The sequence below is a fragment of the Candidatus Obscuribacterales bacterium genome, from assembly GCA_036703605.1.
Lineage (GTDB): Bacteria > Cyanobacteriota > Cyanobacteriia > RECH01 > RECH01 > RECH01.
Genome location: DATNRH010000167.1, coordinates 1 through 2462 on the forward strand (window position 1 = coordinate 1; position 2462 = coordinate 2462).

Sequence of the window (2462 nt, forward strand, 5' to 3'; positions counted from 1 at the left end):
CAATCTCCAGGAAATGCCGTTCCCCGGCTGGTGAACAGGCGGGTCAGCCGGAAGGTTTCCCGGTCATAGGTGTAGGTGGTTCGCACCCCATTGTCATACTCAATCAGCGATCGCTGCCCCTTGGCGTCGTAGTCGATATTGGTGACAAACGGTGTGAACTCGTCTACGCCTCGCAGACGCACCACCATTGCTTCTAGCAAATTCGCCTCGTTGTAAATCGGTCGCGCCTCACTGCCGTCAGGACTCGTCACGCTAATCGGTCGGTTTAGGGCATCAAACACCGAGATCACGTCATAGATCCGTGGCGGCTGCTCCAGTAGCGGGGTTGCTGCTGTTACCAAACCCTGAGAATCTTCCTCCGTCAGCGATTCCACCACCGACCAAGCCATCTGCTGTCGATAGTCTCGGGCAATCTGCCGACCGCCCCGCAGCAAATTGCCCTTAAAGTCAAACTCAAAGCTGGTAACAACGCCAGCGCTATCAAACTGCTTGAACACCTGCCCTTTGAGATTGCGCTGGAAGGCTTCCGGGTGTCGTTCCCCATACACCGTCCGCTCTACTAAAACGTCTGGCTCATCTTCCTCACGCACATCACGCACATAGAGATGGGTCGGACGCTGCAGTTCGTCGTACACCAACCGGGTGACAAAGCCACGACTATTCCAGCCTCGCATCGGATTTCCTGCCACATTGTTCAACGTCCACCGCTCCCCCGCATCGGAGCTGAGAGAATAGAGGGAATGGCCCAGGAGATTATTGGCCGTCGTTTCGATAATCGGATTGCCCTGGGCATCGCGCAGCGGCACCCCCTGGTCGTCGCGACTCACCACTGCATTCACCATCACCGGATTGCCCCGTGCATCCATCACATAGAGCTGATGGCCTTCAATATCTAACCCCACCCGCGTTTCGTAGAATTCGTCTACTGGGTTGTTGTCTTGCTCAAATCGATTGTGGGCAATGGTCAAGATTGGACGCCCTAAGGTATCGACATGAACTGTACTGGGAGTTTCTGCATGAATGACCGCTTTTTCTGCGGCACCTCGCTCAGCAGATCCGAGTCCACCATTGATCCGCTGCTGATGCCAGGTGGGCAAAAACTCTGCCTCAGCCAGTCCACTAAAATAGCTCCCTACATCTTCGTCTTCTGCTGGATTTTGCAGCACCGTATCGTTCACATCCCAGGTGGTTTGCTGCCAGGGGTTAAACACCACTTTGCTGTAGGTATGGTTGGGGGCAAGGGTAGCCACCACCCGATGAATCGGGTCATACAGCAGTGTAGGGCTTACACCCACCTGCATCGCAAACTCGAATTCATGGGTGTCACTGAAAAATGGTTCGTACTGCTTAACCGGATTCCCTTTGTTATTAAAAATTGTCCAACCCGTGCCCACCCAGCGCGGAGCGATAGTTAGCGAATTTGGATCGCTTAAGTCAAGCGGGCCCGGTTCAGCCTGAATCTTGGTCTGAATCTCCTGCCCAAATCCATCGGAATAACCGAGGCTTACCTGAATCTTCAGCCCATCTGGTGGCAGTGGGTCATTCACATGGGTTTCTCTCGCCAGAGTCGCTGCAAAGACAGGTTCACCAGCCGCCCTGAACCGTTCCAGGTCGTAAATACTTCGAGTCGTGGCATTGCCCAGTAACGAGGCAGCGTTACCTAACGGATCAGCGCTAAATGCCTCAATGTCCTCCAGTGACAGATCATCTCTGACCGTTTCATCCAGCACATCTCCCTGATTTGCTCCCGCCTTGCCCATCACCGCAGTTGCCGCCACCATCCCCAGCATGTCGAAGAGCACCCGCGCCCGATTTTGGTTGGGATCGGTAAGCTGCTGGGGCTGCAACACCCGGTAGTTGTTTTCCACAACCACTGTATTGCCCAGGGGATTTGCCGTTTGCACCGTCAGCAGATGGTAATTGTCATAGGTGGTGGTGTAGGTTTGCCCAAAGGGATCAATGGCTTGAATAGGCAGGTAAAAATGTTCTGCATCAAAGATTTGCCGTCCAGAAGGAATCCACCACAGCCCTTCTGTTTGCTCGCCTTCTATTTGCTCATAGCGGCCTTCCCGCAGGAGATCGTCATTGACGCGATCGCCATACACTCGCTGGATCAACTCCCGCGTAAACGCCAGCCGATAGGTTTGGTAGGGCAACGCCAGGGACTCGACTTCACCGAAGGGTAATGGATCCTGATTATTGCTGAGGTATTGGATGCGATCGCGCTCCACCAGCCGTTTCTGTACCAGTCCATCCGTAGGCTGCACCTCATAGGCAATCTCGTCGGCACCTTGAATTGCGGTCAGCAGCCCTTCCACCGTAAAGGGTGAATCCTCAGACCCTTGCCGCCCAGTAATCTCATAGGCACGGGCTTCAAACGGCAGACCAATTCTGTAAAACGTCAGCTCATTGGGTCGATGAATAACATCCACCTCGCTGTAGGTGATCAATGTCTGCCCTTG

General features: G+C 54.1%; 1 protein-coding gene. It reads right to left on the reverse strand.

Going from position 1 to position 2462, the window contains the following annotated elements:
* Window positions 1-2462, reverse strand: a 2462-nt coding sequence (locus V6D20_03445) for a hypothetical protein (GenBank protein HEY9814848.1), incomplete at both ends; no start/stop codon positions are given.